The sequence below is a fragment of the Streptomyces sp. NPDC092045 genome (genome assembly GCF_044756005.1).
Classification (GTDB): Bacteria; Actinomycetota; Actinomycetes; order Streptomycetales; family Streptomycetaceae; genus Streptomyces.
Map to the genome: position 1 here is coordinate 692,703 of NZ_JBIVSC010000002.1, position 24,249 is coordinate 716,951.

General features: G+C 75.0%; 18 protein-coding genes. 16 read left to right on the plus strand and 2 right to left on the minus strand.

The window, feature by feature from the left end; genetic code table 11:
- Position 1 precedes the first annotated feature (1 nt).
- Positions 2–199, minus strand: coding sequence for a hypothetical protein (locus ACIQKA_RS09890; RefSeq protein ID WP_383149698.1), 198 nt, complete (start codon positions 197–199; stop codon positions 2–4).
- A gap of 234 nt (positions 200–433) precedes the next feature.
- On the opposite strand from ACIQKA_RS09890, the gene ACIQKA_RS09895 reads away from it, so the two are divergent.
- Positions 434–3,613 (plus strand): beta-N-acetylglucosaminidase domain-containing protein, encoded by a 3,180-nt coding sequence (locus tag ACIQKA_RS09895; RefSeq protein ID WP_402540575.1) that lies wholly within the window; start codon positions 434–436, stop codon positions 3,611–3,613.
- A gap of 104 nt (positions 3,614–3,717) precedes the next feature.
- On the opposite strand, the gene ACIQKA_RS09900 is transcribed toward ACIQKA_RS09895, so the two are convergent.
- Entirely contained in the window at positions 3,718–4,281 is a 564-nt protein-coding gene (locus ACIQKA_RS09900) for an HNH endonuclease (protein ID WP_383149694.1), read from the minus strand.
- Between the two features lie 244 nt (positions 4,282–4,525).
- Here ACIQKA_RS09900 and ACIQKA_RS09905 point away from each other — a divergent pair, with 244 nt between their 5' ends.
- The 15 genes from ACIQKA_RS09905 to ACIQKA_RS09975 all read left to right on the plus strand — a co-directional run bounded on the left by ACIQKA_RS09905 (position 4,526) and on the right by ACIQKA_RS09975 (position 24,021).
- Complete coding sequence (locus ACIQKA_RS09905) at positions 4,526–5,602, plus strand: mechanosensitive ion channel family protein (protein ID WP_383428810.1); 1,077 nt, start codon at positions 4,526–4,528, stop codon at positions 5,600–5,602.
- 191 nt (positions 5,603–5,793) lie between these two features.
- The gene (locus tag ACIQKA_RS09910) at positions 5,794–7,008 is read left to right on the plus strand and encodes an ROK family transcriptional regulator (RefSeq protein WP_383149690.1); all 1,215 of its coding nucleotides are present in this window, start codon (positions 5,794–5,796) and stop codon (positions 7,006–7,008) included.
- A 37-nt stretch (positions 7,009–7,045) separates the two neighbouring features.
- Positions 7,046–8,392: an ABC transporter substrate-binding protein gene (locus ACIQKA_RS09915; protein WP_383149689.1), complete on the plus strand. Its 1,347-nt coding sequence runs from the start codon at positions 7,046–7,048 to the stop codon at positions 8,390–8,392.
- Positions 8,393–8,408: 16 nt separating this feature from the next.
- Positions 8,409–9,407 carry a carbohydrate ABC transporter permease gene (locus tag ACIQKA_RS09920; protein ID WP_383149687.1) on the plus strand — a complete coding sequence of 333 codons (999 nt, stop codon included), beginning with the start codon at positions 8,409–8,411 and terminating at the stop codon, positions 9,405–9,407.
- Positions 9,408–9,410: 3 nt separating this feature from the next.
- Positions 9,411–10,283, plus strand: a complete 873-nt coding sequence (locus ACIQKA_RS09925) for a carbohydrate ABC transporter permease (RefSeq protein ID WP_402540576.1) — start codon at positions 9,411–9,413, stop codon at positions 10,281–10,283.
- Between the two features lie 7 nt (positions 10,284–10,290).
- A complete protein-coding gene (locus ACIQKA_RS09930; RefSeq protein ID WP_383149684.1) occupies positions 10,291–11,556 on the plus strand; it encodes a 6-phospho-beta-glucosidase in 1,266 nt (421 codons plus the stop codon).
- Positions 11,547–12,557 carry an N-acetylglucosamine kinase gene (locus ACIQKA_RS09935; protein WP_383149683.1) on the plus strand — a complete coding sequence of 337 codons (1,011 nt, stop codon included), beginning with the start codon at positions 11,547–11,549 and terminating at the stop codon, positions 12,555–12,557. The genes ACIQKA_RS09930 and ACIQKA_RS09935 overlap by 10 nt, the downstream gene beginning before the upstream one ends.
- Positions 12,558–12,953: 396 nt before the next feature.
- Positions 12,954–14,426, plus strand: a complete 1,473-nt coding sequence (locus ACIQKA_RS09940) for a hypothetical protein (RefSeq protein WP_402540577.1) — start codon at positions 12,954–12,956, stop codon at positions 14,424–14,426.
- 11 nt (positions 14,427–14,437) lie between these two features.
- Positions 14,438–15,490: a glutamate ABC transporter substrate-binding protein gene (locus ACIQKA_RS09945; protein WP_390105586.1), complete on the plus strand. Its 1,053-nt coding sequence runs from the start codon at positions 14,438–14,440 to the stop codon at positions 15,488–15,490.
- 59 nt (positions 15,491–15,549) lie between these two features.
- Positions 15,550–16,845 carry a hypothetical protein gene (locus ACIQKA_RS09950; RefSeq protein ID WP_383440535.1) on the plus strand — a complete coding sequence of 432 codons (1,296 nt, stop codon included), beginning with the start codon at positions 15,550–15,552 and terminating at the stop codon, positions 16,843–16,845.
- A gap of 59 nt (positions 16,846–16,904) precedes the next feature.
- On the plus strand, positions 16,905–19,439 hold the full coding sequence (locus ACIQKA_RS09955; RefSeq protein ID WP_402540621.1) for a tetratricopeptide repeat protein: 2,535 nt from the start codon (positions 16,905–16,907) through the stop codon (positions 19,437–19,439).
- Positions 19,440–19,441: 2 nt separating this feature from the next.
- Positions 19,442–20,785 carry a PP2C family serine/threonine-protein phosphatase gene (locus tag ACIQKA_RS09960; protein ID WP_402540579.1) on the plus strand — a complete coding sequence of 448 codons (1,344 nt, stop codon included), beginning with the start codon at positions 19,442–19,444 and terminating at the stop codon, positions 20,783–20,785.
- A 55-nt stretch (positions 20,786–20,840) separates the two neighbouring features.
- A complete protein-coding gene (locus ACIQKA_RS09965) occupies positions 20,841–22,157 on the plus strand; it encodes a VWA domain-containing protein (protein WP_383149674.1) in 1,317 nt (438 codons plus the stop codon).
- Between the two features lie 41 nt (positions 22,158–22,198).
- The gene (locus ACIQKA_RS09970) at positions 22,199–23,542 is read left to right on the plus strand and encodes an FHA domain-containing protein (protein WP_402540581.1); all 1,344 of its coding nucleotides are present in this window, start codon (positions 22,199–22,201) and stop codon (positions 23,540–23,542) included.
- Between the two features lie 74 nt (positions 23,543–23,616).
- On the plus strand, positions 23,617–24,021 hold the full coding sequence (locus ACIQKA_RS09975; protein ID WP_383149670.1) for a globin: 405 nt from the start codon (positions 23,617–23,619) through the stop codon (positions 24,019–24,021).
- The last annotated feature ends 228 nt before the right edge of the window (positions 24,022–24,249 follow it).

Genomic DNA, 24,249 nt, shown 5'->3' on the forward strand with positions numbered 1-24,249 from the left:
TTCACACTCCGGGGGACTCCGGGCCGCCCGCGTTGACGGGGGCGGTGGGTTCGCTGGTCAGGTGGGCCTCCGCGGTCAGCGGGGGCTCGCTGGTGAGGGGGGACGCTTCGGGCAGGGGCGGCTCGCTGGTCAGCGGTTCGCCGGCGGGCGCCGTCTGCTGCGGAATCCGTATCCGTCCGTGGCGGGCGGTCGTGGTCACGGGGGTCTCCCGGTTCGTCTCGACAGGTGGGACCTGGACAACGCATGAGACCTACCCACCGCACCTCGTTTTACCGGCGCGAGGCGGTGGAGTGGCGTCACCTCGCCGACGGCACACCGGGCAAAGCCGACACATCGGCCATGTGCGTTGACACGTGCGTACGACGGGTGGTGGGCTCGTGACCCACTCGTGACCAACCGGCGGAGCGGCCGGCCCCGCCGAAGGGAGACGCCCGTGCACCTCGGACGCAGGAAGCGGACGGCGACGGCCGTCGCCGCCGCGGTCATCGGCGGCCTCCTCGGCGGCGCCGTCCCCGGCGCGGCGCAGGCCCTCCCGAGGGTGCCCGCGGCCCCGGCGGCCCCCACGCCCGCACGGACCCCCGCATCGCCCTCGCCCTCCCCGGCGGACGCCGTCCGGGCCCCCGTCCGGCAGGCCCCCGCGCGCGTGCCCGCCGTGTGGCCCCGGCCGCAGTCCCTGGCCGCCGCCGGGCCCTCCGTACGGCTCGGGGACGAGGTGACGCTCCTCGCGGACGCGGACGCCGATCCGTACGCCCTGGACGCGCTGCGCGGGCTGCTGCGGGCGGCCGGGGTGCGGACCGTCCACACCGGGCTCCCGGGCCGGGGCCCGGTGGTCCGGGCCGCGGGACCCGCCGGGGAGGGCGCGGAGGAGGCGCTGACCGCCCTGGGCGCGCCCGAGCGCCTCGACCTGCCGCGCGGCGGCTACCGGCTCGCCACGGGCCGGTTCCGGGGACGGGACACCGTCGTCCTGGACGGGGTCGGCGAGGACGGCCTGTTCCACGCCGTGCAGACGCTGCGTCAGCTCCTCGGCTCCGGCCGGGAGGTGCCCGGGGTCGTCGTCCGGGACTGGCCCGGCACGGCCGAACGCGGTGTCACCGAGGGTTTCTACGGGCGCCCGTGGACCCTGGAGCAGCGGCTCGGGCAGCTCGACTTCCTGGGCCGGACCAAGCAGAACCGCTATCTGTACGCGCCCGGGGACGACCCGTACCGCCAGCTCCAGTGGCGGGAGCCCTACCCGGCCGCGCAGCGGGCGGAGTTCCGCGCGCTCGCGGAGCGGGCCCGCGCCAACCACGTGACGCTCGGCTGGGCCGTGTCGCCCGCCCAGTCCATGTGCCTGGCCTCGTCCGCCGACGTGGCGGCGCTGACCCGGAAGCTCGACGACATGTGGGCGCTCGGGGTGCGCTCCTTCCAGCTCCAGTTCCAGGACGCCTCGTACGACGAGTGGCACTGCTCGCGGGACGCCGACGCCTTCGGGCGCGGTCCCGAGGCGGCCGCCGCCGCCCACGCGCGCGTGGCGAACACGGTCGCCCGGCACCTGGCCGAGCGGCACCCGGACGGCGAGCCGCTGACGGTGATGCCGACGGAGTACTACCAGGACGGGTCGACCGCGTACCGGGCGAAGTTCGCCGAGGCGCTGGACGAGGGCGTTCGGGTGGCGTGGACCGGGGTCGGCGTCGTGCCGCGCACGATCACCGGCGGCGAGCTGGCCGGCGCCCGGAAGGCGCTGGACCACCCGCTGGTCACCATGGACAACTACCCGGTCAACGACTACGCGCAGGACCGGCTGTTCCTCGGCCCCGCGACGGGCCGGGACCCGGCCGTGGCCGCCGGTTCCGCCGCCTACCTCGCCCACGCCATGGAGCAGGCGACCGCCTCGCGCGTGCCGCTGTTCACCACCGCCGACTACGCCTGGAACCCGAAGGGCTACCGGCCCGAGGAGTCCTGGCGGGCCGCCGTCGACGACCTCGCGGGCCCGGACCCGGCCGCCCGCGAGGCGCTGCGGGCGCTCGCCGGGAACGGCGCCTCCTCGATCCTCGCCCCGGCGGGCGAGTCGGCCTATCTGAAGCCGCTCCTGGCCGCCTTCCGGGAGGCGCGCGGCGGCGCGGACACGCGCGCGCGCGAAGAGGCGGCGCGCGGGCTTCGGAACGCGTTCACCGTGATGCGGCGGGCCCCCGAGCGGCTGGCCGGCACCGCGGGCGGCGCCCTCGGCGACGAGACGGGGCCCTGGCTGGAACAGCTCTCCCGGTACGGCCTGGCGGGCGAGACGGCGGTCGACATGCTGCTCGCCCAGGGGCGCGGCGACGGCGCGGCGGCCTGGCGGGCGCAGCTGGGGCTCGAAGGGCTGCGGAAGGCCCTGGACACGAGCCCGGTGACCGTCGGCGCGGGGGTCCTCGACCCGTTCCTCACGGGCGCGCTGAAGGAGACGGCGGCCTGGACGGGCGCCGACCGGGCCCCGGCGGCGCCGGCCGAGCGCACCACCGGCTCGTACACCGTGCGGCTCGACCGGGCGCGGCCCGTGGAGGCCCTGACGGTGCTTGCCGCACCGGGTCCGGAGGGCGGGCGCGCGGGCACGGACGCGCGCGTGGAGGCGTACGTCCCCGGCGAGGGCTGGCGGCCGCTCGGCCCGCTGTCGCCGTCGGGGTGGACGCAGACCGATCTGAAGGGGCTGCGGGCCGAGGCGCTGCGGGTCGCGTGGAGCGAGGGGGGACCGGCGCCCGAGGTGCGGTCCCTGGTGCCGTGGTTCGCGGACGGGCCGCGCGCCGACGTCGCCCTCGCCCGCGCGGAGGCGGACGCGGAGATCGGCGGCCCGGCGCAGCGGGTGGACGTGGAGCTGACGGGCCGGCGCGCGGGCGGCGTGCGCGGGCCGCTGACGGCGAGGGCCCCGAAGGGGATCGCGGTCCGGCTGCCGCAGCAGGTCGCGGTGGAGCGCGGCGCCCGGACCCGCGTCCCCCTGGAGGTGTCGGTGGCGGCGGACGTGCCGGTCGGCTCGTACCGGGTGCCGGTGTCCTTCGCGGGCGAGGAGCGGGTCCTGACCGTCCGGGCCTTCCCCCGCACGGCGGGCCCGGACCTGGCGCGGACGGCGCGGGCCTCCTCGTCGGGCGACGAGACCGCGGACTTCCCCGCCTCGTCGGCGGCGGACGGCGATCCGGCCACCCGCTGGTCCTCCCCGGCGGAGGACGGCGCCTGGTGGCAGCTGGAGCTGCCCGCGCCGGCCCGGATAGGGCAGGTGGTGCTGCACTGGCAGGACGCGTACGCCTCCCGCTACCGCGTCCAGGTCTCGGCGGACGGCCGGGTGTGGCGCACGGCGGCGACGGTCGCGGAGGGCAGGGGCGGCCGGGAGTCGGTCCGGATGGACGCGGCGGACACGCGCTTCCTGCGGGTCCAGGGCGAGAAGCGGGCGACCCGCTTCGGCTACTCGCTCTGGTCGGTGGAGACGTACGCAGTGGCGCCGCCGGAGAAGCCGGAGAAGCCGGAGAAGCCGGAGGCCCCGGGGGAGCCGAAGGCCCCCGAAGAGCCCGTGCGGGGACAGCCGGAGAAGCCCGTGACGGCTCCGGAGGCCCCGGAAGTCGCCGGGACCGCGCTCCCGGGCACGCCCGGGGAGCGGCCCGCTCCCTAGGGCGTGTCCGGCGGTCCCCGCCCCGACCCGCCGGGCCCCACCCGGGGGCGCGCCGCTCCGTGCCGCAGGCCGTGCGCGGGCCCCGCGTACGCGAAAGGCCCGGCTCAACCCGTCGTGAGCGCCCCCACGGGGGTCTCCGCGACGGAGTCGATCCGGGCCATCACGGCCTCGGCGCCGTACGGCTGCAAGTACGGCAGCCAGCGGGGGTCCCGGTGGCCGGTCCCGATGATCCGCCAGGCCAGGCCGGTCGGCGGGGCCGGTTGGTGGCGCAGCCGCCAGCCGAGCTCGCGCAGGTGCCGGTCGGCCTTGACGTGGTTGCAGCGGCGGCAGGCCGCCACCACGTTCTCCCAGGCGTGCGTGCCCCCGCGACTGCGCGGGATCACGTGGTCGACGCTGGTCGCGACGCCCCCGCAGTACGCGCAGCGCCCGCCGTCGCGGGCGAAGAGGGCCCGGCGGGTCAAGGGAACGGGCCCCCGGTAGGGGACCCGCACGAAGCGCTTCAGTCGCACCACGCTGGGCGCGGGGACGACTTGGGTCTCGCTGTGCAGGAAGGCGCCGGACTCCTCGAGGCAGAGAGCCTTGTTCTCCAGGACGAGGACGAGTGCGCGGCGGAGCGGTACGACGCCGAGCGGCTCGTACGACGCGTTGAGGACCAGGACATGCGGCACGGATGCCTCCTATGACGCCGGCGGCGCGTGGCTCGCGCCGGGACGAACTGCTCTCAGTCTCTCCTCATGCCTGGTCGGAGCGCCACCACGTATCACGATCGGGGTGACGGGGCCCGGAGTGTTCTCGACCACACCGGCCGCACGCGTGCCCTCCCCTCCCTCCCTGGTGAGGTCCGTCTCTCCCCCGGACGGGACCACGGGACCACGTCGGGCCCCCCGTTACTGTGGATGGCCTGCGTACGCGATGCCTGGAGGTTGTCCCGTGTCCTGGTCCGCCCTGGCGGCTGCCACCGAACCCGAACCGATGCCGGTGACCCTGGACGAGGCCGCGGAGCGGGCCACGAACGCCGCCACCTGGGTGGAGGAGAACTGGTCCACCTGGCTGAACACCGGTCTGCGCATCCTCCTCATCCTGGTCGTCGCGCTCCTCCTGCGGATGGCCGTCCGCCGGGCCCTGACGAAGCTGATCGAGCGGATGAACCGTTCGGCGCAGGCGGTGGAGGGGACGGCCCTGGGCGGGCTGCTCGTCAACACCGAGCGGCGGCGGCAGCGCTCGGAGGCGATCGGTTCGGTGCTGCGCTCGGTGGCGTCCTTCCTGATCCTGGGCACGGCCGGGCTGATGGTCCTCGGCGCCTTCAAGATCGACCTGGCGCCGCTGCTCGCCTCGGCCGGTGTGGCCGGCGTGGCGATCGGCTTCGGCGCGCGGAACCTGGTGACCGACTTCCTGTCCGGCGTCTTCATGATCCTGGAGGACCAGTACGGCGTGGGCGACTCGGTCGACGCGGGCGTGGCCTCCGGCGAGGTCGTCGAGGTGGGCCTGCGGGTGACCAAGCTGCGCGGGGTGGACGGCGAGATCTGGTACGTGCGCAACGGCGAGATCAAGCGGATAGGGAACCTCAGCCAGGGCTGGGCGACGGCGGCCGTGGACGTGACGGTCCGGCCGACGGAGGACCTGGACCGGGTGCGGTCGGTGATCACCGAGGCGGCGGAGGCCATGGCCAAGGAGGAGCCGTGGAACGAGCGCCTGTGGGGTCCGGTGGAGGTGCTCGGCCTGAACGAAGTGCTGCTCGACTCCATGACGGTCCGGGTCGCGGCGAAGACGATGCCGGGCAAGGCGCTCGGCGTGGAGCGCGAGCTGCGCTGGCGGATCAAGCGGGGCCTGGACGAGGCGGGCATCCGGATCGTGGGCGGGCTCCCGGCCCCGGCCGAGGAGTCGGCGGCCGACCCGACGGCGGGCATGGCGGCCCCCTCGGTCTTCGGCAACGCGGCCTCGCCGCAGTCGGTGGCGACGACGCCGCTGCCGAAGGACCTCTCCAAGTAGGTTCCGGCGGTATCTGTCTCCGGGCTCCTGCGCCCCGGGCCTCAAGCCTCCGAAGCCCCCGCGGGTAACGCTTTCGTTGCCTTCGGGGGCTTCGCGCGTTCCGGGGTATTGACGGGCCGGTGACGGGCGAATTATTTTCCTTTCACTCAATAGGAAACTTTCCTAACAGTGCAAGGGCAGGTGCGGACCCCATGGCCGGTACGACCCCGGGAACCCCCGGCACGCCACGCGTGCTGCGGGCCATGAACGACCGCGCCGCCCTGGACCTGCTCCTGGAGCACGGCCCGCTCTCGCGGACCCGCATCGGCAAGCTCACCGGGCTCTCCAAGCCGACCGCCTCCCAGCTCCTCGCCCGCCTCGAAGCGGCCGGGCTCGTCGTCGCCACCGGCACCACCGAGGGCCGCCCCGGGCCGAACGCCCAGCTCTACTCGGTGAACGCGCGCGCCGCGTACGCCGCGGGGCTCGACGTCACCGCCCGCCGCATCCGCGCCGCCGTCGCCGACGTCACCGGCGAGATCGTCGGCGAGTCCGAGCTGCCCACCCCCGGCCGCTCCGCCGCCGGGGTCGTCGGCCAGGTCACCGAGGTCCTCGACGGGGCCGTGAAGGCGGCCGGGATCGCCCGCGCGGACGTGCGGCGCCTGGTCATCGGCACCCCCGGCGCCTTCGACCCGGCCACCGGACGCCTGCGGTACGCCTCCCACCTGCCCGGCTGGCACTCCCCCACCCTCCTGGAGGAGCTGGCCGCCGCCCTGCCGATGCCGTTCGAGTACGAGAACGACGTCAACCTCGTCGCCCTGGCCGAACAGCGCCTGGGCGCCGCCCGGGGCCACTCCGACTTCGCCCTGCTCTGGAACGAGGAGGGCATCGGCGCCGCCCTCGTCCTCGGCGGGCGGCTGCACCGGGGCTTCACCGGCGGCGCCGGCGAGGTCGGGTTCATGCCCGTGCCCGGCACCCCGCTCGTGCGCCGGGTCGCCCAGGCCAACTCCGGCGGCTACCAGGAGCTCGCCGGGGTCCAGTCCGTGCCCCGGATCGCCCGCGCCCTCGGCATCGACACCCCCGAGCAGCCGTACGTGCCGGTGGCGTCCGGACTGCTCGCCCGCGCCGCCGAGGAGGAGACCGGGAACCCCGCGTACGCGGCCCTCCTCGACCAGTACGCCGAGCGGGTCGCCGTCGGCCTCTCCTCCCTCGTCGCCGTCCTCGACCCCGAGCTGATCGTCCTCTCCGGCGAGGTCCTCGTCGCCGGCGGCGAACCCCTGCGCGCCCGAGTGCAGTCCGCGCTCGCCGACCTCGCCGCCTCCCGGCCGCGCCTGGTCCTCGCCGCCGTGCCCCGGCGCCCCGTCCTGCGCGGTGCCCTCGAAAGCGCCCTCGCCGCCACCCGCGACGAGGTCTTCGACACGTCCCGCTGACCCGCTTCCCCTCCGCCCGTCCCAGGGAGAACCCGCCATGCCCGTACGCCCGCGCAGAGCCGCCGTCGCGCTCGCCGCCACCGCCTCGATAGCCCTCCTCGCCTCCGCCTGTACCGGCTCCGCGGGCGGCGCGGCCGCCGACGACCCGAACGCGGAGACGACGATCACCTTCTGGCACGGCTGGTCGGACCCCGCCGAGGTCAAGGCGATCGAGGCCAACGTGGCGCGCTTCGAGAAGGCCCACCCGCACATCAAGGTGAAGCTCGTCGGCAACATCAACGACGACAAGCTCGGCCAGGCCCTCCGCGCGGGCGGCTCGAACGGCCCGGACGTCGTCTCCTCGTTCACCACGTCCAACGTCGGCAAGTTCTGCGCCTCGGGCGCCCTGGCGGACCTGAAGCCCTTCGTGGAGAAGTCGAAGCTGGACCTGGACAAGACCTTCCCGAAGGTCCTCCAGGACTACACGCAGTTCGAGGGCCGGCGGTGCAGCCTGCCGCTGCTCTCCGACGCGTACGGGCTCTACTACAACAAGGACGCCTTCCGGCGGGCCGGACTCGACCCCGAGGCGCCGCCGAAGACCTGGTCCGAGTTCACCGAGGTCGCCAAGCGGCTGACGAAGCCCAGGGGCGACTCGTACGAGCGGCTCGGCTTCATGCCGACCTACCTCGGCTACGAGACGGTCGTCTCGCACTACATGTCGCAGTGGAAGCACGGCGGGTACTTCGACCGGGACGGGAAGTCGACCGTCGCGAAGGACCCGGCGTTCGCCGAGATGATGACGTACCAGAAGTCGCTGGTGGACGCCCTCGGCGGGTTCCGGAAGCTGGACAGGTACCGCACGACGTTCGGTGACGAGTGGGGCCCGAAGCACCCCTTCCACACCGGCCAGGTCGCCATGCAGCTCGACGGCGAGTGGCGGCTGAGGTTCGCCGAGGAGGCGAAGCCCGGCTTCGAGATCGGCGTCGCGCCGCTGCCGGTCGCGGACGACGAGGTGGCCGAGTACGGCAAGGGCTACCTCTCCGGCACGATCATGGGCATCGCGCCGCAGAGCCGGAAGCAGAACGCGGCCTGGGAGCTGGTGAAGTACATGACCACGGACACCGACGCCGTGGTCGCCTTCGCCAACGACATCGGCAACGTGCCCTCCACCCTGGAGGCGCTGAAGTCCCCCGCCCTGAAGTTCGACCCGCGCTTCAGGACCTTCCTGGACATCGCCCGGCACCCCGCCTCCACGACCTCGGACGCCGCGGTCAACGGCTCCGCCTACCAGGACACCCTCCAGAAGTTCTCCCAGCAGTACGAGAAGGGGCAGGTCACCGACCTGAAGAAGGGGCTCGCCGACACCGCGGCCCAGATCGACCGCGACATCGCCGCGGCGAAGTGACGGCCGGACACCGCCCATGAGCACGGACACCCTGCCCGCGAAGGGGACGGCCGCCCCGGCCGCCCCCTCCCCCGGGGGACGGAACACCCTGCGGTCCCGGCGCCGCCGCGACGCGCTGCGCACCCTGGCGTTCCTGTCGCCCTGGCTGATCGGATTCGGCGTCTTCTTCGTCTATCCGCTCGTCTCCACCGTCTACTTCTCCTTCATGCGCTACGACGGCCTCAACCCGCCCGAGTGGCGGGGCCTCGACAACTGGTCGTACGTCTTCGGCGACTTCCCGCAGTTCTGGCCGGCCCTGCGCAACACGCTCTGGCTCTGCGTGGTCATGGTGACCTGCCGGGTCGTCTTCGGCCTCGGCGTCGGCCTGCTGATCACGAAGATCAAGACGGGCACCGGGATCTTCCGGACCCTCTTCTACCTGCCGTACCTGGCCCCGCCGGTGGCCGCCACGCTCGCCTTCGTCTTCCTGCTCAACCCCGGCACCGGCCCGGTCAACTCGCTCCTGGAGGCGGCCGGCCTGCCGGCCCCCGCCTGGTTCACCGACCCCGCCTGGTCCAAACCGGCCCTCACGGTCCTCGCCGTGTGGGGCGTCGGCGACCTCATGGTCATCTTCATGGCCGCGCTGCTCGACGTGCCGAAGGAGCAGTACGAGGCCGCCGAGCTGGACGGCGCCTCGCCCTGGCAGCGGTTCCGCCACATCACGCTGCCCACCATCGCGCCGATCGTCCTCTTCGCCGTGGTCACCGGGATCATCGGCGCGATGCAGTACTACACGCAGCCGATCGTGGCCTCCAAGGTCGCCTCGGGCGTGATGGGCGGCTCCGGCGTCACCTTCGTCCCCGGCTACCCGGAAGACTCCACGCTCACCCTGCCGCAGCTCGTCTACAGCCTCGGCTTCAGCCAGTTCAACTACGGCGCCTCCTGCGTGGTGGCGCTGGTGCTCTTCGTCTTCTCCATGGCCTTCACCGCGCTCCTGATGCGCCGGCGCGGCGGCCTGATCGGCTCGGGTGACTGAACCATGACCCTCACGGCCACCGCACCGACCCCCGCCGGGAAGCGGGCCCACCGCAAGGCGCTGCTGCACTGGATCGGCGTGCACGCGCTCGGCGTCGCCGCCGCCCTGTTCTTCGTCCTGCCGTTCGTCTTCGTGTTCCTGACCTCCCTGATGAGCGACCAGCAGGCGCTCACCCGGGACCTGACGCCGAACTCCTGGCACTGGGACAACTACGTCAGGGTCTTCGAGACCGAGGGCTTCCTCACCTGGTGGCGGAACTCCCTGCTGTACGCCGGGCTCGGCACCGTCCTCGTCGTGGTGTCCTCGGTCCCCGTCGCGTACGCCCTCGCCAAGTTCCGCTTCCGGGGACGGCACCTGTCGATGCTGCTCGTCATCTCGATGATGATGCTGCCGCCGCAGGTCGTGATCATCCCCATGTACCTGTTCTGGGCGAAGCAGCTGGACCTCTCCGGCACCCTGTGGCCGCTGATCGTCCCGCTGGCGTTCGGGGACGCCTTCGCCGTCTTCCTGCTGCGCCAGTTCCTCCTCACGATCCCCGACGAGTACGTGGAGGCCGCGCGGATCGACGGGTGCGGCGAACTGCGCACCCTGCTCAAGGTCGTGGTCCCGATGGCCAGGCCCGGCATCGCCGCCGTGGCCCTCTTCCAGTTCTTCTTCTGCTGGAACGACTACTTCGGACCGCAGATCTACGCGTCCGAGAACCCCGGCGCCTGGACCCTGAGCTACGGCCTGGAGTCCTTCAAGGGCGCGCACCACACCGACTGGAATCTGACCATGGCCGCGACCGTCCTGGTCATGGCCCCCGTGATCCTCGTCTTCTTCTTCGCCCAGAAGGCGTTCGTCGAGGGAGTCACACTGACCGGAGTGAAGGGCTGAACCACACATGAAGCTCACTGTCGTGGGGGGCGGTTCCACCTACACCCCCGAACTCATCGACGGGTTCGCGCGGCTGCGCGACACCCTGCCCGTCACCGAACTCGTCCTCGTCGACCCGGCGGCCGACCGGCTCGGCCTGGTCGGCGGGCTCGCCCGGCGGATCTTCGCCAAGCAGGAGCACGAGGGGCGGATCACCACCACCTCCGACCTGGACGCCGGGGTCGAGGGCGCCGACGCCGTCCTGCTCCAGCTCCGGGTCGGCGGGCAGGCCGCCCGCCAGAAGGACGAGACCTGGCCGCTGGAGTGCGGCTGCGTCGGCCAGGAGACCACCGGCGCCGGCGGCCTCGCCAAGGCGCTGCGCACGGTCCCGGTGGTCCTGGACATCGCGGAGCGGGTCCGGCGCGCCAACCCGGACGCCTGGATCATCGACTTCACCAACCCCGTCGGCATCGTGACGCGGGCGCTGCTCCGGGCCGGGCACAAGGCCGTCGGCCTGTGCAACGTGGCCATCGGCTTCCAGCGCAAGTTCGCCGCGCTCCTGGACGTGGCCCCCTCCGACGTGTACCTGGACCACGTCGGGCTCAACCACCTGACCTGGGAGCGGGCGGTGCGGATCGGGGGCCCCGGGGGCGAGGACGTGCTGCCCCGGCTGCTCGCCGGGCACGGCGACGCGATCGCCGCCGACCTGCGGCTGCCGCGCCCGGTCCTGGACCGGCTCGGCGTCGTCCCCTCGTACTACCTGCGCTACTTCTACGCGCACGACGAGGTGGTGCGGGAGCTGGGCGAGAAGCCCTCGCGGGCCGCCGAGGTCGCCGCGATGGAGAGGGAGCTCCTGGAGATGTACGGGGACCCGGCGCTCGACGAGAAGCCGGCCCTGCTCGCCAAGCGCGGCGGCGCCTTCTACTCGGAGGCGGCCGTGGACCTGGCGGCGGCCCTCCTGGGCGGCGGCGGTTCGCCGCACCAAGTGGTGAACACGTACAACAACGGCACGCTGCCGTTCCTGCCGGACGACGCCGTGATCGAGACGCAGGCGGCGGTCGGCCCGAAGGGCGCGGTGCCGCTGCCGGTCGCGCCGGTGGACCCGCTGTACGCCGGTCTGGTCGCGAACGTGACGGCCTACGAGGACCTGGCCCTGGAGGCGGCGCTGCGCGGCGGCCGGGACCGGGTCTTCAAGGCCCTGCTCGCGCACCCGCTGATCGGGCAGTACGCGTACGCCGACGGCCTCACGGACCGGCTGATCGCGCACAACCGGGAGCACCTCGCGTGGGCGTGAACGAGACCTTCCCCGCGGCGGGGGCGGACACGCTCCTCGCGGTCGACGCGGGGAACAGCAAGACCGACGTCGCGGTCCTCTCCCCGGACGGCTCCGTCCTCGGGGCGGCCCGCGGCGGCGGGTTCCAGCCCCCGCTGGTGGGGGTGGCGACGGCGGTGGACGGGCTCGTGGAGATCGTGGGACGGGCCTGGGCGGCGGCCGGCGGCCCGGCGGACCGCCCGCCGGCCTTCGCCCACGTCACCGCCTGCCTCGCCAACGCCGACCTGCCCGTGGAGGAGCTGGAGCTCGAACGGGCCCTCCACGCGCGGCGCCTGAGCGGCTCGGTCCGCGTGCACAACGACACCTTCGCCATCCTGCGGGCCGGGGTCGACGAGCCGCGGGGCGTGGCGGTGGTGTGCGGGGCCGGGATCAACTGCGTCGGGATGACCCCGGACGGGCGGACCGCCCGCTTCCCGGCGATCGGGAAGCTCTCCGGGGACTGGGGCGGCGGGGGCGGCCTGGCCGAGGAGGCGCTGTGGTGCGCGGCGCGCGGCGAGGACGGGCGCGGCGAGCCGACCGAGCTGTCGCGGGCGCTGCCCGCGCACTTCGGTCTGGAGACGATGTACGCGCTGATCGAGGCGCTGCACCTGGGCCGGATCCCGATGGAACGGCGGCACGAACTGGCGCCCGTGCTCTTCCGGGTGGGCGCGGCGGGCGACCCGGTCGCGCTGTCGCTCGTGCACCGGCTGGCCGAGGAGGTCGTGGCGATGTCGTCGGTGGCGCTCGGGCGGCTCGGGCTGCTCGACGGTCCGGCGCCGGTGCTGCTGGGCGGCAGCGTGCTCGCCGCCCGCCACCCGCAGCTGGAGAAACGTATCCGCGAACTCCTCGCGGAGCGGGCCCCGAAGGCGGTGGTCGGTTTCGTGACGGCACCGCCGGTGCTCGGCGCGGGGCTCCTCGCCCTGGACGCGTGGGGGGCGGACCCGTCGGCCGCGGCGCGACTGCGGGAGCACTACGGGGTGTGAGGGGCGCGGGAGCGCCACGGGGACGCAGGAGCGCCACGGGAGCGCGGGCGTCGGGCGCGAGGGGGATGCGGGCGCGGGCCCGGGGCGTGAGGGGATACGCGGAACACGGGCGCGGGGCGTCCTCGCCGGTTCGGCGGGGCGCCCCGCCCCCGTGTTCACCTGTTCGAGCGATGCCCGCTCCGGAACCGATCCCGGGCGGGGCACGTATTCATGAGGAGGGGGTTCTCCCGCGGTCGCGCGGGAGGCATGGGGCACGATGGGAGCCGGCAGGAACAAGATCCAGTCATTCCCGGTGTGCGGAAGGGCCCGTGCGGCCATACTGCTCGCCGGGTGGTCCTCCACCGGAGCCGGCGCTCCGGGGCGGACCGGCTCGTCGGCGACCGAGGGGGAGGTCACGTGACACAACCGCCGGACCCGCCCGCCGGACCGGCGGCGCGGAGCACGGACCCGGCGCCCGCGCGCCCGGCCGGCGTGCCCGCGCAGGCGACGCCCGCCCGGACGCCGTCCGCGACGCCGCCGTCCGCGCCCGCGCCGTCGGAGGCTCCCGCCGCGCCGCCCGCGGAGCGCGGCGCCTGGGCCGTGGGGCGGGAACTGCTGCGGACGGCCGCGACGACCGAGCCCGGCCGGCTCAGGATCCTCGGGGCCGTACTGGCGCTGCTCGTCGTCGCGTTCGGGGCCGTCACCGCCCTGGAGGTCACCGGCCGGGCCTCCGCCGCCGACGACGTCGTGGGCCGCAGCCAGCCGCTCAGCGCCGACGCCGCCGCCCTCTACCGCTCCCTCGCCGACGCCGACACCACCGCCGCCAGCGGCTTCCTCGCGGGCACCCTGGAGCCGGCCGGATCGCGCGAGCGGTACGCGAAGGACATCGCCACCGCCTCCCGCCTCCTCGTCAAGGCGGCGGCGCACACAGACGGTTCGCCGGAGGCGGCCCGCGAGATCACCACGCTCGGCGAGCAACTGCCGCGCTACACGGGCCTCGTGGAGCGCGCCCGGGCCGCCAACCGGCAGGGCCTGCCGCTGGGCGGCGCCTATCTGCGGTACGCCAACCAGCAGATGACCACCGTCCTGCTGCCCGCCGCCGAGCGGCTGTACGCGGCGGAGACGGAGCGGCTCCGCCGGGACGACGACTCGGCCCGCGCCTGGCCCCTCCTGTCGCTCGCGGCCGGCCTGGTCGCCCTCGCCGCCCTCGGCTGGGCCCAGCGCCGCACCTACGTCCGCACCCACCGGGTCTTCAACCACGGGCTGCTCGCCGCGACCGCCGCCGCGGGCGTCGTCCTGCTCTGGCTCCTGAGCGCGCACGCCGTCGCCCGGTCCGGCCTGGAGGACGCGCGGGCGCACGGGCAGGAGTCCCTCCAGGTCCTCAACACGGCCCGGATCAGCTCGCTCACCGCCCGCGCCAACGAGAACCTGACCCTGGTCGCCCGGGGCGCCGTCCTCACCGAGGACGGCAGGAACGACAAGTACGAGGCCGAGTACGCGGCGAGCATGCGGGCCCTGACGAAGGCGCTCGCCTCGGCGCGGCGGCTCGCCGACGACGAGGCGGGCCGGGGCCCGGTCGACGAGTCCGCCGCCCGCGCGGGCGAGTGGCAGCGGCGCCACGGGGACGCGCGCGCGAAGGACGACGCCGGGGACTACGAGGGCGCCCTCGACCGGATCGTCGGCGCGAAGGAGTCCACCGGGCAGTCCTTCGACCAGGTCGACGCGGCCCTGGAGCGGGCCCTCGGGCACGAGCAGGCCGAGTTCACCCGCTCCGCCGGGGACGCCCGGGACGCGCTGACGGCGCTGCCCCCGGGCGCGGCGGTCCTCGCGATCCTGGGGGCGGCGGGCGCCGTGCTCGGCGTCAACCGCAGACTGTCGGAGTACCGGTGAGAGGGGGAGGGATGTCCGAGGACACGGAGCCGCTGGTGCGGCGGGCCGCGCGGCGGCTGCGCGGCTGGGGCGGAGTGGCTGCCATGGCCGTGGCCTGCGGGCTCACCGCCTCGCTCACCCTGCTCCCGCTCGCCCGTGAGGGGAGCGACACGGCGGCGCCCGGGACGGACCGGGCGGCCGGCGCGAACGGCGGTGCGGGCGGCGGCACGGGGGTCGGCGTCCAGGTCAGGGCGGACACCTGCCGGAACCCGGAGGCCTCCCTCACCCCCTCCACGGAGGACGGCCCGTCGGTCCGGGCGGTCAAGGAGCGCGGGAAGCTGATCGTCGGCGTGGACCAGTCCAGCTACCGCTGGGGCTACCGCAACCCGGAGAAGGGCGTCCTGGAGGGGTTCGACATCGCCCTCGCCCGGGCCGTGGCCAAGGACCTCCTCGGCGACGAGAACGCCGTCATCTTCCGCGCCATCCCCACCAACCAGCGGATCGCCGCCCTGGACGGCGGCAAGGTCGACCTCGTCGTGCGCACCATGACGATCAACTGCAAGCGGATCGAGCAGGTCGCCTTCTCCACCGCCTACTTCCAGGCCGGGCAGCAGGTCCTGGCGCCCAAGCGCTCCGACATCACCGGCTACGACTCCTCGCTGCGCGGCAAGCGGGTCTGCACCGCCGAGGGCTCCACGGCCCACGAGGCCCTGGAGGAGAACTCCTTCGGCGCCGTCTTCGAGGACGAGGGCGACGGCACCAAGGACGACCCGGACCTGCTGACCGTCCCCAACCAGCTGGACTGCCTGGCCAGGCTCCAGCTCGGCGAGGTGGACGCCGTGGTCACCGACAACGCCCTCGCGGCCGGCCAGGCCGCCCAGGACCCGGCGGTCGAGCTGAAGGGGAAGCCGTTCACGAAGGAGTACTACGGGGTGGCGGCCAAGCTGGGCAACGACGACCTGGTGCGCCGGGTCAACCACGTCCTGGTCGGCTACCGGCAGGGCCCCTGGCAAGCGGCGTACAGACAGTGGCTGGAGAAGGACCTGCCCGGGATACCCGGGCCGCCCGCTCCCCTGTACAAGTAGCCGCCGCGCACGGCCCCTGCACACAAGAGTCCTTGCACACATGGCGGAAGAGGTGACCGATGGGCGTCGCGGAACCCCCTGGGCCGGTGATGGACCGGGACGAGGTGGACCGTGCGCTGGCGCGGTTCGGCGCCGAGCACAAGGCGGTCGAGGACTCGCTGCTCGCGCTCCAGGACCACGCGGGCCGCAGGCTGCTCGAAGGAGCCGGGCTGACCGGCACGACCCGGGAGCGCTGGGCGGCGGCCGAGCGGACCATCACCCTGCTCTGGACCTGCTTCGACGTGTACACCGACGCCCTGCGGGAGGCCCGTGAGGTGCGCGCGCGGCGCCGCTGGCCCGGCCGGGAGGAGCTGGTGGAGCTGACCGACCGGCTGCGCGGCGAGAGCGTCCTCGTCCCGGGCGGCGCGGGCGAGGAGGCGCTGCTGTCCGAGCGCTTCACCCTGGAGGGCCTGGTGCGGCGGATGAACGAGCTGTACGCCTCCTCGCTCGACCTGGTCGTCACCGCCGACGCCGTCTGGTCGGCGCTGCCCGCCCGGATAGACCTGCTCGCCGCCGAGCTGGGCCGGACGCGGTCCCTCGCGCACTCGGTGGGCGTGCGGCCGGGCGAGCACCCGGCCGGGGACGAGCTGGAGGAGATCACGGCCGAGCTGGGCCTGCTGCGCTCCCAGGTGGTCACGGACCCGCTGGCCTTCTGGCGCCCGGCCGCGGGGAGTTCGGCGCCCGGCGGGGGCCGCCCCGACACCGCGCGGTACGACCGGGCCGCCCTGGCCCTGGAGGACGTGCGGCGCGAGATCGAGGCCGTCCTCGCGGTCCGGCAGGACTCCGAGGACCGGCTGCTCCGGCTGCGGGACGTGCTGTCGCGGGCGGACCGGACGCTCGCCGAGGCGCGGGCCGCGCGCGGCGAGGTCCTCGCGAAGATCGCGGCCTCCGAGGTGCCGGCCGTCAGCGGTCCGCCGACGGCGCTCCAGGAGCGGCTGGTGGCCGCCGCCGAGTACCGCCGGCACGCCCGGTGGCACCGGCTGTCCCCGCTCCTGGACTCGCTGGAGCGGGAGGCGGAGGAGGAACTGCTGCGGGCCCGCGAGTCGTTGACGGCGGTCACCGCGCCGCTCGCGGTCCGGGCGGAACTGCGCGGCCGCCTCGACGCGTACAAGGCGAAGGCGGCGCGGCTCGGCGCGGTGGAGGACCCGCTCCTGGTCGAGCGGTACGACGCGGCCCGGCGGATGCTGTGGAGCGCGCCCTGCGACCTGCGGGTCGCGGAGCAGGCGGTGCTGCGCTACCAGCGGGCGGTGGCGGAGGTGCTGTCCGGGCCCGAGGGCGCGGGGAACGCGGAAGACGCGGGAGGACGACAGTGGTGAGCGGGGAGACGGGCGCGGTGAGCTGCCAGCGCCCTTCGTGCGAGGGCGCGTACGAGGACATGGGCGGCGGCGAGCTGTACTGCGACACCTGCGGGCTCGCGCCGGTCGTGGCGCCCGGCGGGATGATCGGCTCGACGCCGACCGGGTTGGCCGTGCCGGGCCGGTCCTCCCGCACGGGGACGGGGGCCGGCGGGCCGGACTCCGCCTCCTCGCGGAGCGGTTCGCGGGCCTCCTCGCGCGCCTCGTCCCGCTCCTCGACCTCGCGCCGGTCGGTCTCGGGGCGCCTGTCGCGCTCGCTGTCGGGGAGCTCCACGGGCCGTTCGGTGTCGGTGCGCAGCTCCGGCGCGTCGACCGGGCAGTCCGCCCGGAACCGGCTCGGCGCGGGCCTGGTGACGATCCCGGAGGTGCCGCGCCCCGACCCGCGGGGCGCGGTGATGGAGAACCCGGAGGTCCCCGAGCGGAAGCGGTTCTGCTCCCGCTCCGACTGCGGGGCCCCGGTGGGCCGGGCGCGGGGCGACCGGCCGGGCCGCACGGAGGGCTTCTGCACCAGCTGCGGGCACCCGTACTCCTTCGTGCCGAAGCTGCGTTCCGGGGACATCGTGCACGGCCAGTACGAGGTGGCGGGCTGCCTCGCGCACGGTGGTCTCGGCTGGGTGTACCTGGCCGTCGACCGGGCCGTCTCGGACCGGTGGGTCGTCCTCAAGGGCCTGCTCGACACCGGCGACCAGGACGCCATGGCGGCGGCGATCTCCGAGCGCCGCTTCCTCGCCGAGATCGAGCACTCCAACATCGTCCGGATCTACAACTTCGTCGAGCACCTCGACCAGCGGACCGGCTCCCTGGACGGCTACATCGTCATGGAGTACGTCGGCGGCAAGTCGCTCAAGGAGATCGCCAACGGGCGCCGGACGCCGGACGGACGGCGCGACCCGCTGCCGGTGGAGCAGGCCTGCGCGTACGGGATCGAGGCGCTGGAGGCGCTCGGGCACCTGCACAGCCGGAACCTGCTGTACTGCGACTTCAAGGTCGACAACGCCATACAGACCGAGGACCAGCTCAAGCTCATCGACATGGGCGCGGTCCGGCGGATGGACGACGACGAGTCGGCGATCTACGGCACCGTCGGCTACCAGGCGCCGGAGGTGGCCGAGGTCGGCCCCTCGGTGGCGAGCGACCTGTACACGGTGGCGCGCACGCTCGCCGTGATGACCTTCGACTTCCAGGGCTACACGAACGTCTTCGTGGACTCGCTGCCGGACCCGGGGAACATCGCGGTCTTCCGGACGTACGAGTCGTTCTACCGCTTCCTGGTCCGGGCCACCGACCCTGACCCGGCGCGCCGGTTCGCCTCCGCGCAGGAGATGGCCGAGCAGCTGACGGGCGTGCTGCGCGAGGTGGTGGCGCTCCAGTCGGGGCGGCCCCGTCCGGCGCTGTCGACGCTGTTCGGCACGGAGGTGCGGGTCACGGACACGGAGCTGTTCGCCGAGTCGACCGAGGACGTCTCCCTGTTGGGGGCCCGGCGGGTCCGGGGCGGCCGGAAGGCGCGCCCGGGGCGGGCCGCCGGTGCCGGTGGCGTGGTGGCGCCGAGGGCCGGTGCCGGTGGCGCGGTTCCGCCAGGATCCGGTGCCGGTGGCGCGGTTCCGCCGGGGGCCGGGCTCGGGGGGCTGCTCGCGCCGCTCGACACGCCCGCCACCGCGCTCGCGCTGCCCGTGCCGCACGTCTCGCCGGCCGACCCCAACGCCGGTTTCCTCGCGGGTCTGGCGGCCGCCGCGCCGGGCGAGCTGCTCGGGGCGCTCCAGGCCGCGCCCGCGCCCTCCGTCGAGCTGCGGCTGCGCACCCTGCGGGCCCAGCTGGAGCTGCGCGACCTGCCGGCCGCCGCCCGGACGCTCGCCGGTCTGGAGGAGCGGGACCCGGACGACTGGCGGGTCGTCTGGTACCGGGGCGTCACGTCGCTGGTGACCGGGGACCACGAGCACGCGGCGCTCGCCTTCGACGCGGTGTACGACGCCTTCCCGGGCGAGCCGGCGCCGAAGCTGGCCCTGGGGATCTGCGCCGAGGTCCTCGGCCAGCTCGACAACGCCGCCGAGTACTACCGCCTGGTGTGGGCGACCGACCCCGGTTTCGTCAGCGCGGCCTTCGGTCTCGCCCGGGTGCGGCTCGCGGCGGGCGACCGCGCCGGGGCCGTGCGGACCCTGGAGTCCGTGCCGGAGGCGTCGATCCACTACACGGCGGCCCGGGTCGCGGCCGTGCGGGCGCGGCTGCGGCGGCGCCCGCCGTCCGAGCCGCTCGGCGCCGACCTGACGGCCGCCGCGGCGCAGGTCTCGGCGCTCCGGGGCTTCGGTCTGGACGCGGTGCGCCGGGAGCGGTTGTCGACGGAGGTCCTCGGAACGGCCCTCGACTGGGTACTCTCCGGGAGTCCCGGTGCGGCACCGGGCGGCGGCGCGCTGCTGCTCGGGAGCGAACTGGACGAGCGCGGACTGCGCTTCGGCCTCGAACGCTCGTACCGGGTGCTGGCCCGGCTCGCCCAGCAGGGCGGGGAGAGGATCGAACTGGTGGAGCGGGCCAACCGCTTCCGCCCCCGGACGTGGGTGTGAGGATGTCCCAGAAGCCGAAGCCGTCGCACGGACTCGCCGCCTGCCCGGGCTGCGCGGAGCCGCTGGACTCGGGTGACCGGTTCTGCGGGGCGTGCGGTTACGACCTGTCGGCCGTCCCGGCCGCCGGGAACGGTCCCGACCGCCCGACCGTGGCGATCGGCACCCCCGTGAGCTGGCCGGACGCGCCGCCGCGCGAACCCGGTTCGCTCTCGACCATGACCCAGCACCCCGGCGACCTGCCGGGCACCGACTCCGGCGGCCACGACCTGCCGGCCGCCGCCCCCGCCGGGGACTTCGAGCTGGCGGCGCCCGATCCCCGGGCGGCCGTACGCGTCGACGATCCGGTGCCGGCCCCCGCCGCCGCGCGGGCACCGGCCCCGGTGCAGCAGGCACCGGCCCCGGTGCAGCAGCCGCCGGCGCCGGAGGGGGCGGCGCACGGTCCCGCGCTCTGCGTGGCCTGCCGGGCCGGCCGGGTGGACACCGACGGGTACTGCGAGAACTGCGGGCACGCGCAGCCCCGCGAGCGCGACCACATGGAGCGGGAGCTCGGCGGCGTGGCCGCCGTCAGCGACCGGGGGCTGCGCCACCACCGCAACGAGGACGCGTTCGCCGTCTCCTCGACCACCCTGCCCGACGGCTCCCCCGCCACCCTCGCCGTCGTCTGCGACGGCGTCTCCTCGGCGACCCGGCCCGACGAGGCCTCCGCCGCCGCCGCGGAGGCGGCCGGCGCCGCGCTGCTCGCCGCGCTGCCCCGGGGCACGCACCCGCAGCAGGCCATGCACGAGGCGATCGTCGCCGCCTCCCGGGCCGTCGACTCCCTCGCCGAGAAGGCGGCGGACGGCGAACCCCACCGCAACGCACCCGCGTGCACCATCGTCGGCTCCGTCGTCGCGGACGGCCTGCTCGTCGTGGGCTGGGTCGGCGACAGCCGGGCCTACTGGGTGCCGGACGACCGCGCCGCCCCGGCCGCCCGGCTCACCGAGGACGACTCGTGGGCCGCGCAGATGGTCGCGGCGGGCCTGATGAACGAGGCCGAGGCGTACGCGGACGAGCGCGCCCACGCGATCACCGGCTGGCTCGGCGCCGACGCGTACGAGCTGGACCCGCACACGGCCGCGTTCAAGCCGGACCGCTCCGGCGTGGTGGTGGTCTGCACGGACGGCCTGTGGAACTACGCGGAGGGCCCCGAGGACATGGCCCGGGTCGTCCCGGCCGACGCGGCGGACCGCCCGCTGCACAGCGCCCGGGTCCTGGTCGGGCACGCCCTGGACGGCGGGGGCCACGACAACATCACGGTCGCGCTCGTCCCGTTCGCCGCCCCTCCCCAGGGGGCGGGACCCGCCTGACCGGCCGCCGGTCCCGTCCTTCCAGCCCACCGCCGTTGTCCGAGGAGCCGAACAGATGGCGAACTTCTCCAAGTCGACCGTGCCCCAGTTCTCGGTGGACGTGTACCAGAACGAGTTCCTGCCGGAGGGCGGCAGGGACGTCAGCGCGATCGTCACGGTCACCTCGACCGGCGGCGGCACCGTCGGCGCGGGCGCCCACGGCTCGGCCGGAGTCGTGATCATGGTCGACTGCTCCGGTTCGATGGACTACCCGGCCACCAAGATGCGCGGGGCGCGGGAGGCGACCGCCGCCGCCGTCGACACCCTGCGCGACGGCACCTCCTTCGCCGTCGTCGCCGGCACGCACGTGGCCAAGGAGGTCTACCCGGGGAACGGACGGCTCGCCGTCGCCGACGCCCGCACCCGGGCCGAGGCCAAGGAGGCGCTGCGCCGGCTCGCCGCGAGCGGCGGCACCGCGATCGGCACCTGGCTGCGGCTCGCGGACCGGCTGCTCTCCTCCGCCGACCTCGCCATCCGGCACGGCATCCTGCTCACCGACGGGCGCAACGAGCACGAGTCCCCGGAGGAGCTGCGGGCCGCGCTGGACGCCTGCGCGGGCCGGTTCACCTGCGACGCGCGCGGGGTCGGCACCGACTGGGAGGTCAAGGAGGTCACCGGGATCGCCTCGGCGCTCCTCGGCACCGCCGACATCGTCGCCGACCCGGCCGGTCTCGCGGCCGACTTCACGGCGATGATGGAGCAGGCGATGGGCAAGGGCGTGGCGGACGTCGCGCTGCGCCTGTGGACCCCGGTCGGGGTGGAGATCGCGTTCGTGAAGCAGGTGGCGCCGACGGTCGAGGACCTCACCGGGCGGCGCACGGAGGCGGGGCCGCGCGCCGGGGACTACCCGACGGGCTCGTGGGGCGACGAGTCCCGCGACTACCACGTGAGCGTGCGGGTGCCGCGGGCCGCGGTCGGCCAGGAGATGCTGGCGGCCCGGGTCTCCCTGATCGCCCCGGACCCGGCGGGCGGCGACGCGCGCCCGCTGTCTCAAGGACTGGTACGGGCGGTGTGGACGGACGACCTGGCCATGTCCACGTCGATCAACCCGCAGGTGGCGCACTACACGGGACAGGCCGAGCTGGCGGACGCCATCCAGCAGGGGCTGGATGCCCGCAAATCGGGCGATCACGACGGTGCGACGGCCAAACTGGGCCGTGCCGTGCAGCTCGCGGCGGCCTCCGGCAACGCGGATACGGCGAAACTGCTTTCGAAGGTGGTCGACGTGGTCGACGCGGTGGCGGGTACTGTGCGTTTGAAGGCGAAGGTCGCCGAAGCGGACGAGATGACACTCGAGACCCGCTCCACGAAGACCGTTCGCGTCAAGAGGTAGCCCGGCCACCGGGCCGGACGACGAGAGGGGGAAGCACCGACATGCCGACCTGCCCGAACGGACACCAGTCGGTCTCCGACGACTGGTGCGAGGTCTGCGGCCATCGCATGGCCGGGGCGGGTGCGCCGACGGGTGCCGTACCGCCGCCTCCCCCGCCGCCGCCCCCCGCGTACGGATACCCCGGCCCCGGCGGCCCCGGTCCGGGCGACCACGGTCCGGGCCCCGGCGGCCCCGGTGACCACGGTCCCGGCCGGCCCCCGGCGGGTCCCCCGCCCGCCGCGCCCGGCGGCTTCGGCCCCGGCGGCGACCCGAACGCCACGGCCCAGGCGGAGCTGTGCCCGCAGTGCCGGACGCCGCGCGAGCACATGGCGCCGTTCTGCGAGGAGTGCCGCTGGAACTTCCTCACGAACACGGCCACCTCGTACACGCCGGTGGCCCCCTCCAACATCCCGCCGCGCCAGCCCGGGCCGCCGCCCGGCCTGAACCTGCCGCCGGGCTTCCGGACCCCGCCGCCGGGGCCCCCGCAGCAGCAGGACCCGTTCGGCTACCAGGGCTCGCGGCCCTCGCAGGTGAACCGGCCGGCGGAGCCGCTCGGCGCCGAGCCCACCCACCACCAGGCCCCGCCGCAGCGCCCGCAGGCGCAGCAGCAGCCCCCGGCGCCCCCGCAGCACCGGCAGCCGGAGCCGCCCCCGTACCTCCGGGCGCCCGCCCAGGCCCCGGCGCCGCCCGCGCCGCCGCAGCCGCGCGCGGACGACGACTGGCTCCTGCCGCCGCCGTCGCAGCACCAGCCGCCGCAGGCGCCCCCGCAGCAGCACCAGCAGCAGGCACCGCCCCACCAGGCGCCGCCGCAGCACCAGGGCGCGCCGCCCCAGCACCACCAGGGCCCGCCGCAGCCCCCCGCGCACCAGGGGCCCCCGCAGCAGCAGGCCCCGCAGCAGCACCAGGGGCCGCCGCAGCAGTTCCAGCAGCCGCAGGCGCACCGGAGCTGGAGCGCGGTCATCGGTCCGGACCGCGCGTACTTCATGGCGATGATGCAGCGCAGCGGCCCGGAGGCGACGGGCCTGAACCTGCCCGCGTACTCCCCGGACAAGCACCTGCCGCTCCAGGGCAACCAGATCTCCATCGGCCGCCGCCGGCACTCCACCGGCGAGTCCCCCGACATCGACCTGTCGGTGCCGCCGGAGGACCCGGGCGTCTCGCACCAGCACGCGGTCCTGGTGCAGCAGCCGGACGGCTCGTGGGCGGTGGTGGACCAGAACTCCACCAACGGCACCACGATCAACGGCGGCGAGGAGCCGATCCAGCCCTACGTGCCCGTGCAGCTCCAGGACGGCGACCGGGTGCACGTCGGCGCCTGGACCACGATCACGATCCGCCTGGGCTGACATCCCGCCCGGGCCCGGGGGCCGGGGGTCCTAGACCTCCGGTCCTCGGCCGGGGCATCTGAGACGATGGAGCGGTGAGCGAGATTCCCGGGGAAACGGCACAGGAGCAGACCTTCTACGAGCAGGTCGGCGGCGAGGAGACGTTCCGCCGTCTCGTCCACCGCTTCTACGAGGGCGTCGCGGAGGACCCGCTGCTGCGCCCGATGTACCCCGAGGAGGACCTCGGCCCCGCCGAGGAGCGTTTCGCCCTCTTCCTGATCCAGTACTGGGGCGGGCCCCGCACCTACAGCGACCGCCGGGGCCACCCCCGCCTCCGGATGCGCCACGCCCCGTTCGCCGTCGACCGGGCGGCCCACGACGCCTGGCTCCGCCACATGCGGACCGCCCTGGACGAGCTCGGCCTCGCGCCCGAGCACGAGGCGGAGCTCTGGCGCTACCTCACCTACGCCGCCGCCTCGATGGTGAACACGGCCGGCTGACCCGGCCGCCGGAGGCGCCCCGTGTCCGTTCGGGCACGTTCGCGGGTGCGTCCGGGCAACCTCACCGCACGGAAGGGCGCATTCCGGAGCCGGGGCACCGGATAACGGTCACGATCGGATCAAGGTGACCCCGCAAGCGGTTTCCAGCCGTACGTGCCCTCTGAAAGCATCCGGAAGAAGTTCCGGTGGCGTTCGACGAGCGTTCGACGAGCGCACCGTGATCAGGGC